The organism is Vibrio sp. D431a (genome assembly GCF_030248655.1).
Taxonomy (GTDB): domain Bacteria; phylum Pseudomonadota; class Gammaproteobacteria; order Enterobacterales; family Vibrionaceae; genus Vibrio; species Vibrio alginolyticus.
In genome coordinates, this window is the sequence record NZ_JAHGAP010000011.1 from 179,354 (window position 1) to 187,425 (window position 8,072).

At 43.7% G+C, this 8,072-nt stretch carries 7 protein-coding genes; 4 read left to right on the forward strand and 3 right to left on the reverse strand.

The features are described 5' to 3' along the window. The first annotated feature begins 29 nt into the window (after positions 1 to 29). The 3 genes from menC to KJB35_RS09985 all read left to right on the forward strand — a co-directional run bounded on the left by menC (position 30) and on the right by KJB35_RS09985 (position 2,720). Positions 30 to 1,019, forward strand: a complete 990-nt coding sequence (menC, locus tag KJB35_RS09975) for an o-succinylbenzoate synthase (RefSeq protein WP_213908039.1) — start codon at positions 30 to 32, stop codon at positions 1,017 to 1,019. Then, positions 1,004 to 2,431, forward strand: coding sequence for an o-succinylbenzoate--CoA ligase (menE, locus tag KJB35_RS09980; protein WP_213908038.1), 1,428 nt, complete (start codon positions 1,004 to 1,006; stop codon positions 2,429 to 2,431). Before menC ends, menE begins: the two co-directional genes overlap by 16 nt. A 100-nt stretch (positions 2,432 to 2,531) precedes the next feature. After that, on the forward strand, positions 2,532 to 2,720 hold the full coding sequence (locus tag KJB35_RS09985; RefSeq protein ID WP_017634658.1) for a hypothetical protein: 189 nt from the start codon (positions 2,532 to 2,534) through the stop codon (positions 2,718 to 2,720). Here KJB35_RS09985 and KJB35_RS09990 read toward each other — a convergent pair. From KJB35_RS09990 to KJB35_RS10000, 3 genes are all read right to left on the reverse strand, one after another. Further along, positions 2,717 to 3,646 carry a YeiH family protein gene (locus KJB35_RS09990; RefSeq protein ID WP_005384270.1) on the reverse strand — a complete coding sequence of 310 codons (930 nt, stop codon included), beginning with the start codon at positions 3,644 to 3,646 and terminating at the stop codon, positions 2,717 to 2,719. The genes KJB35_RS09985 and KJB35_RS09990 overlap by 4 nt on opposite strands. 114 nt (positions 3,647 to 3,760) lie before the next feature. Next, a complete protein-coding gene (locus KJB35_RS09995; RefSeq protein ID WP_005384269.1) occupies positions 3,761 to 5,635 on the reverse strand; it encodes an MFS transporter in 1,875 nt (624 codons plus the stop codon). Between the two features lie 13 nt (positions 5,636 to 5,648). Beyond that, positions 5,649 to 6,239: a TetR/AcrR family transcriptional regulator gene (locus KJB35_RS10000; RefSeq protein WP_005382308.1), complete on the reverse strand. Its 591-nt coding sequence runs from the start codon at positions 6,237 to 6,239 to the stop codon at positions 5,649 to 5,651. 392 nt (positions 6,240 to 6,631) lie between these two features. Here KJB35_RS10000 and KJB35_RS10005 point away from each other — a divergent pair, with 392 nt between their 5' ends. Beyond that, positions 6,632 to 7,504 (forward strand): Tim44 domain-containing protein, encoded by an 873-nt coding sequence (locus KJB35_RS10005; protein ID WP_213908037.1) that lies wholly within the window; start codon positions 6,632 to 6,634, stop codon positions 7,502 to 7,504. Positions 7,505 to 8,072: the final 568 nt, after the last annotated feature.

Consider the following 8,072-nt stretch of genomic DNA (forward strand, 5'->3'; position numbering starts at 1 on the left):
AATATACGGCATTACATAGGACTTGAATTATGCGTGAAGCGAAAATTTATCGTTATAGCTTGCCCATGGATAGTGGTGTCATCCTACGTGACAACAAGCTAACCGAACGTGTTGGTTATGTTGTTGCGCTTTCCGAAGATGGTAAAACAGGGCTTGGAGAAGTCGCTCCTATTCCTGGTTTTAGCTTAGAGAGCACCGAAGATGCGGGTGTTCAGCTACAAGAACAGGCGGAGCGTTGGGTAGCAGAGTTGGATGTGGATTATGCCAAGATGTACCCGTCGGTTGCGTTTGGTTTATCGATGGCACAGCTTGAATTAGCTGGTGGCTTACCACAACAAGGTAAATACCAAACAGCGCCACTATGCACTGGCGACCCAGATGAGCTCATTCCAAAGCTGAACGAGATGGAAGGTGAGAAAGTCGCTAAGGTGAAAGTTGGACTTTATGAGCCAATTCGCGATGGCATGCTTGTGAACCTTTTTCTTGAATCAATCCCTCAATTAACGCTTCGACTCGATGCCAATCGCGCTTGGACACCAGAAAAAGCGCAGCAGTTCGCTAAGTACATTGCTCCGTCTCTGCGTCAACGAATCACGTTTCTAGAAGAGCCGTGCCGCTCTCCTGGCGATAGTCTCTCTTTTGCGATTAATACTGGTATTGCTATCGCTTGGGATGAAACATTGCAAGATGCGGTTCGTCGTGAAGATTTCCGTCTTGAAGATCTAACTGGTGTGAAAACGATCATCATCAAACCCACACTCATTGGTTCAGTGGATTTTTGTATTACACTGATAGAGAAAGCGAAGTCACTGGGGATGAAAGCAGTGATTAGCTCGAGCATTGAATCCAGTCTCGGTTTAACTCAATTAGCGCGCTTTGCCCAATGGCAGCTGCCTGATGAAGTTCCAGGTTTGGATACGATTGGCTTATTCAAAGCTCAGCTAGAGCAGGGCTGGCCTAAGTGTGAACTTCCCGTTCTTCCTCTAAAAGACCAGGAGATTGTGTGGCATTCTGCGTAGACAATATTGCGAAGGCACCATGGAAATATTGGGCTCAAACGAGCCCTTTTTCTATTGCACTCAAGACATCAACAGAAGTATTAAACTGGCAACAACTCTCGAAGCGTATTGACCAATACACTCACTATTTGAATGACTTGGGTGTAACTCGGGGGGATGTGCTGACTTTGGTTGGCAAGAACCAAGTAGAAACACTGTTGTTTTATCTTGCCTCCAAACAGTTAGGCGCGCTCGCTGCGCTGACCATGGAACAACCACTAGATAAGTTGCAGGGTAAGCTTGCTACACTTTACAGGCCTGATCAAACTCGGTTTATCTGGTTTTCTCTGGAGTGCGCTTCGACCTTTTCTGAACATGATATACAAAAACTCAAGGCAACATTGCTTTCACCGCCTGTAGTATCACAGAAAGAGAGTGATTCGTTGACTGAAGATAGCTATCATCATGACCGGCTAGCTTCAGTAGTATTTACTTCTGGCTCTACAGGGGAGCCTAAAGCTGTGGTTCATACACATCGACAGCATCTTGCGTCTGCAGAGGGCTTGTTGCAGGAGTTCATTTTCACTCAGCAAGATGCTTGGCTATTATCGCTTCCGCTGTATCACGTCTCTGGATTAGCGATTGTCTATCGTTGGCTATATGTCGGAGCAACACTAAAAGTCGGTTCAGGGAAACTTGTTGATGATATTCAGGGCGTATCACACGCTTCTTTGGTTGCGACTCAGCTCAAACGGTTATTGGATGATGATGCACATTTGTCATTGACACATGTGCTACTTGGCGGCAGCCACGTTGATCACGAGTTGGCACTACGAGCAACAGGGCAAGGCATTGAGACATGGTTAGGTTATGGGATGACGGAGGCGGCCTCTACCGTTACCGCAAAGAGAATTGACAGCACCAGTAATGCTGGACATGTATTGAAGCACCGTAAGATAAAATTAGTTGACCAACGCATTTTTATTGGCGGTAAGACATTAGCGGCAGGGTATTTCCATCAAGGACATGTTACCCCATTTCTGGATGAGAAAGGCTGGTTTGACAGCAAAGATCTTGGCGAGTGGCAAGGTGATGAATTAAAGATAATCGGCCGTGCCGACAATCAGTTTATCTCTGGTGGTGAGAATATCCATTGTGAAGAGATTGAAGCCGCTTTGAACCAAATTGATGGTGTAGTGCAGAGTATAGTGGTTCCAGTCGAAGACGCGGAGTTTGGTCATAGACCAGTAGCTGTGATTCAGACCAATGGATTGCGCAGCAAGTCGGAGTATGACCAGCACTTGCAATCAAAGTTAGAGAAGTTTAAATGGCCAGTGGAATACCATGTAATGCCACAAACTCTACTAAAAGGTGGGATCAAAATTTCACGTAAGGCCGTGAAAGAGTGGCTGCTGTCATCACTTCAGCATTAGTCAATTTTGCTATGTATTAGTCATAAAGAGAATTTCGTATCCTTATAACTCTGAATCATAATTATGCTTCTTAGTGGAGAGAAAATGCATAAGGTTCAGGATGGCAAAGCTAGTTTTAATTGCGGCAGTAGCACTACAAATTGGTATCGCGATAAGTAGTGAAGGGCTAGCCCGCTCTCTTGCAGAGCTAACGGCATTTTTGATCGCTATTGCGTTGGTCGTTATATACAAAAATAGCAAACGGGAAATACCGTCCCCTCAACGCGATAAGCAGACCACCAATATCTAAAACAGTAACCAACTTAGAGAAGTGGTCGAAATTAACACCCACAGAGTCACACCAAACAACAGTGGCTTAGCTCCAGCAGACTTTAGTTTTGAAATTGAAATGCTACAACCTATCAAGAACAGACATACAACCAACGCTTGCTTTGCTCCAATGAAAATGCCGTGATAGACCATTTCAAATTGAGGAAAGAAGTCGCTAAACGCGATAGCTGCACAGTACCAAAAAATGAAATAAGGGATAGCTAGTTTTTTCTTTCCATTCTCTTTTTGGCCTCTTGAAAAGATGACGGCACTGATCAAAGCAACAGGAATGATCCATAAAGCGCGCGCGAGTTTCAATGTTGTTGCCGTAGTTAGCGCTTCTTCCCCATAGGCCGAGGCAGCCCCGACAACAGAAGATGTGTCATGAATGGCAATCGCAGCCCATGTGCCAAACGTGTGTTGATCTAGCCCTAAAGCATGTCCAATCACAGGAAACACAAAGAGTGCAATGGAGTTCAGGACAAATACCGTTGCCAGTGCTAATCCAATCTGCTCGTCTTTCGCTTTAATCGCCGGTGCCACAGCAGCAATTGCGCTACCACCACAAATTGCAGTACCTGATGAGATTAAGTAAGCGGTTACTCGCTCCAATTTAATTACCCTGGCAATGAGAGTGCCCATGATCAGTGTGCCTGTAATAGTGGCGATGATCAGGCCGATACCATCCGATGTGACTGCAAGTGCTTGCTCAAAGTTGATGCCAAAGCCTAAGCCAATAATCGAGTAAGACAGCAGCTTTTTAGTAAAAGAAGCGATGGGCAGCTCGGAAGGCACAAAACCAAAACTTGCGAGTAGAAAACCGATAACTAGAGCAATGGGAGAGGAGGCAAGAGGGGTTAGACAAAAAAGTAACGCCAATCCAAACAGGAGGTAGTTTCTATTCAAGGTTTTTATTCGCTGTTGTGAATGAAAGGGAGAGTATATCGCACTGGGTGTGGTCAGTTTGTCTTAATGATTTGAACACATGTTCAGTTATCCTAAACATGTGTTCAAGTGTATTTATCGCCAGTCGCCTCTAAGTTGATGCACTTTATCGAACATTGTTTTTGCCGTTGCTTCATTTGGTGGCACCGGTTGTCCTGCCTCAATTTCTAGCTTTGACCAAAATCGAGTCGGTAAGCCACAGCATGCGCGACCTTTTGCGCGGCTGAAATAGCTTCCCCATAAGCCTTTAAGTGCAACAGGTATGACGGGTACTGGGCTACGACGTAGAATGATATCAATACCGCGCATGAATTCATTCATTTCACCATCTGAAGTTAATCTTCCTTCAGGGAAAATACAGACGATATGACCTTCGCTTAGCGCGGCTTCCACATCGTTAAATGCACGTCTGATAGAGCTTCTGTTACTCGCTGAAATTGGAATTACCCCAGTTCGACGTAAAAAGCGCCTTAATGGAGGTAGGTTGGCGTAATCTTCCTCCATCACAAAACGAATCAACCTTGGGCATACTGCACTAAGTAGCAATGCATCCATGTAGCTTACATGATTACATACAATCAATGCCCCACCATGCTCGGGTAGGTTGTGTAGATTCTTATGCTTAACTCGATAGATGGTGTGCGTAAGCATCCACATGACAAAGCGAACTACAAAAATAGGTATTTGCAAAAAGATGTAAGCGGCAACTAAGAAATTTAAAATGGCTAACAATGCAAACAGCTGAGGAATTGTCATCTTGATTACACTTAGGCACACAATACCTAAGACAGCGCTGCCGACCATAAACAGAGAGTTAAAAATGTTGAGCCCTGCGATGACTTGAGCACGTTCGGTTTCCTTTGCTCGATGCTGCATTAATGCGTAAAGAGGCACGATAAACAAACCGCCCGAAGCGCCAATCATCAATAGGTAGAAAAATAATGGCCAAAAAGGCTCATATCTAAAGAAGTCTACAAAGTTATGGAAAGTAGGTAGATCATTGGGAATGGAAGTGGCCATTAGGTACCCAAATACCGTAATGCCAAAGGCACCAATTGGCACAATACCGACTTCGATACGATGGTTTGAGATCCAATTGCAAAGTAGCGACCCTAGCGCGATACCAATGGAAAATAGAGCGAGCAAGAAAGACACCGCACTCTCGGTGCCATTTAGGTAAATCTTAGTGAAATTCGGGAATTGTGTTAGATATGCGGCGCCTAAAAACCAAAACCAGCTTATTGCCATTATGCATTGAAAAACAACTCGATCGGATTTGGCGATAGAGAGCGTGTGTTTGGTTTGCTTGTATGGTTGCCAACGAAAAGAGAGATTGGGCGCGCTGGCTGCAGCAAAGGGGATTGAGCGGCTCGACAAGTAGCCTAACAATGCGAAGATCACGACACAAAATGCGGCAAGGTATTTTGCGTTGTCTGCAGAGGCTATAATCCCAGCGCCTAAGGTGCCAATAAGGATGGCGATAAAGGTACCAGCTTCAACAAGAGCGTTGCCGGGCACTAACTCTTTAGCATTTAACTTTTGAGGCAAAAGGGCATATTTAACTGGGCCAAAAAATGCTGACTGTGTGCCCATTAAAAACAGTAGCAATAAAAGCACACCATAACTTTCGGTTATGAATCCGATGGCACCCAAGAGCATGATGGCTATTTCAAATAGTTTAACCTTACGAATAAACCATGACTTTTCATATTTGTCGGCTAATACGCCAGCGGAAGCAGAGAACAGAAAGAACGGTAGAATGAACAAGCCTGCCGCAAGGTTGATGAACAAATTGCTCGAAATAGGTAGTGCACTGGAGCCAGCGAATGCGACAAACAACAGCAAAACGTTTTTAAAAATATTGTCGTTGAAAGCGCCAAAAAACTGAGTAATGAAATAGGGCAGGAACTTTCTCTGCGTAAGTAAGGACGGCTGTCTGTCGGATGACATGGATAATCCTTTGTTACCAGTTCGTGAGGTAGTTAGAAAGAAGATTACTGATCAATTCTTTGCCATCAATCGGCTCACTAGAGAAAAACTTATCATCAACACTGAGTAAAGTAATGCCATGTACGCCAGACCAAAGGACTCGACTCGCTTGAATCACTTCGGATTCAGTACGATGTGGTGCGATTTGAGCCAATAGTGACTCTAGCATTCCCGTCATACCATCGATACGTTTGGCATGCCATTCCGGAAGTTCTGCTCCATTCATGTTGTGTTCGAACACTAACTGCCAACGGTATGGGTGTTTTTGAGCAAAATCGTGGTAGCAATAAGCGAGTTCAAAAAGCGCTTGATGGGAGTCTTTGCTGTCATTAGTCGCTTTGCGTGCTTCTTGAGATAACTCATCTAAAGTTTGAGCGACAACATGAAGCAACAACAAATTATAATTACCAAAAACATTTACCAATGTGCTTGGCACGTAACCAATCATGTTAGCGATTTTACGAAGACTGAGTTCGTGGTAAGAATTCTCATCTAAAAAGTTTTTGACCGTTGTTAACGTCAAATTCACTAACTCTTCTCGGGTGTGATCGTTTCTGCGCGCCATACTCTCAAACTACTTTATTGAACATCGTTCAATATGATAGTCAGCTACCTATTAACCGTCAACAAGGCAATGTGTCCAAGTGCCCTCAAGGTGTAGGATTCTGAGCTGTGTCACTGATTCTAATTCAAGTAAAACAATCTGGAGTATTAGTGAACTTATTCCATACTTTTTTTACATTGATCAAGCGCCTTCAGCTGAATTGTAAGCAGTGTGAGCAGTCTGCATTTTTGGCAATATTCTGATACATGTCAGCTTCTATAAGCTATTTTCATCAATCGGTATACAGAGTATGATGACTTAAAAATCATCTTTGGCGTGCTACTGTTTGAAACAACGATTGTTTCGTCTTGAAAATGGGGCACTATCTTAGATAGCTAACTTTAAGGATAACGATGAAACGTTTCTTTTCTATTGTTGCTTTATTGATGTTTACTGTTGCTGTAACGCCTATCGCGGAAGCGAAGAAGTTTGGTGGCAGTAAGTCTTTCGGTAAGAGCTACAAAACTGCACCAGCACCGAAACAACAGCAACAAAACACCAATACGGTCGGCAAAGATCAGACGACAAAGTCTTCAAGTAAGAAAGGCCTTATGGGGGGTCTGCTAGGCGGACTTCTTGCTGGTGGTCTACTTGCTGCATTCTTTGGCGGTGCTTTTGAAGGTATCCAGTTTATGGATATCCTAATTATTGGTTTGATTGCCTTTGTCATCTTTAAACTAATGCGCGGTATGCTAGGTGCGAAGCAGGGCAGTATGAACCAGCATCGTCAACAGCCTGCATTTGGTGGCAACGCATCTAAGTTTGAGCAACCAAACATGCAAAACTTTGAGCAACAACCAAACACAAATAATGGTGGCTTTGGTGGTTTTGGCGCTCAAACAGACGTACCACATAACTACCCACCGGGTTTTGACCAAGCAGCGTTCATTAATGGTTCTCGTGAACACTATCGAATCCTGCAAGGTGCGTGGAATCACAACCAGCTAGAAACTATTGAAGAATATGTTTCTCCAAGCTTGTTTGAAGACCTAAAAGCAGAGCGCGCGAAGCTCGACGGTGAGCAGCATACTGACGTAATGTACGTTGATGCGGAGATCGTCCGTGCTGATTACGATGCAAATAAAGCACAGCTTAGTCTGCAGTTTAGCGGTCGTTACCGTGACACAGTAGAAGGTGTTGAAGAAGAAATCGAAGATATCTGGCACCTAGAGCGTGACTTGACTGCGCCTAATGCGCCATGGTTAATCGTTGGTATTCAAGGCTAGTCACCTTTAAACCAATTTAGTCACTAGTAAAAATCCCGCATCCCCTGCGGGATTTTTTGTATCTATCATTTATATTTCTTGTACGTGTTTTTATACAAACATCACTAATTGAGTCCGCTTGATAACTTTTGCTCTAATTTTGCGAGCCCACTTTTTCTAGTAAGTCCTCAAGTGTTTTCCTATTTATATTGAACATTCATATTAAGGCCATACGAACTAACAAAATCAAAATAGCTAGTACATTGTTTGTAGGGTAAAGATCTGCTCCTCAGCCTTTTGTTTGTGGAGTTTCACATGGGGTTGGTTGCTTTAGTGAGATTGAGTATAGGTTATACCAATCGTAGTAAATAACTGGTCATTCTAGCTTGTTAAAATACTCGATAACTGCGCCTTGTTCTCAAGCATTTTCCCTACGCTATTTCTGATCACTTATTTACCGTGATAGGTATTCAATCGAGAAGAGTTTCGGTTAGGAGTGAAAGGTTCGTTGTAGTAGGACTATGCTATCAAGATCCTGAAACGAAAAAAGCCAGCTCAATGAGCTGGCTTCTTCAATATGGTGGAGGGG

What these genes read in the sequence shown, in the direction of transcription:
- menC (WP_213908039.1), top strand. Translation starts at nt 30, where the DNA reads ATGCGTGAAGCGAAAATTTATCGTTATAGCTTGCCCATGGATAGTGGT.
- KJB35_RS09985 (WP_017634658.1), top strand. Translation starts at nt 2,532, where the DNA reads ATGGCAAAGCTAGTTTTAATTGCGGCAGTAGCACTACAAATTGGTATC.
- KJB35_RS09995 (WP_005384269.1), bottom strand. Translation starts at nt 5,635, where the DNA reads ATGTCATCCGACAGACAGCCGTCCTTACTTACGCAGAGAAAGTTCCTG.
- KJB35_RS10000 (WP_005382308.1), bottom strand. Translation starts at nt 6,239, where the DNA reads ATGGCGCGCAGAAACGATCACACCCGAGAAGAGTTAGTGAATTTGACG.
- KJB35_RS10005 (WP_213908037.1), top strand. Translation starts at nt 6,632, where the DNA reads ATGAAACGTTTCTTTTCTATTGTTGCTTTATTGATGTTTACTGTTGCT.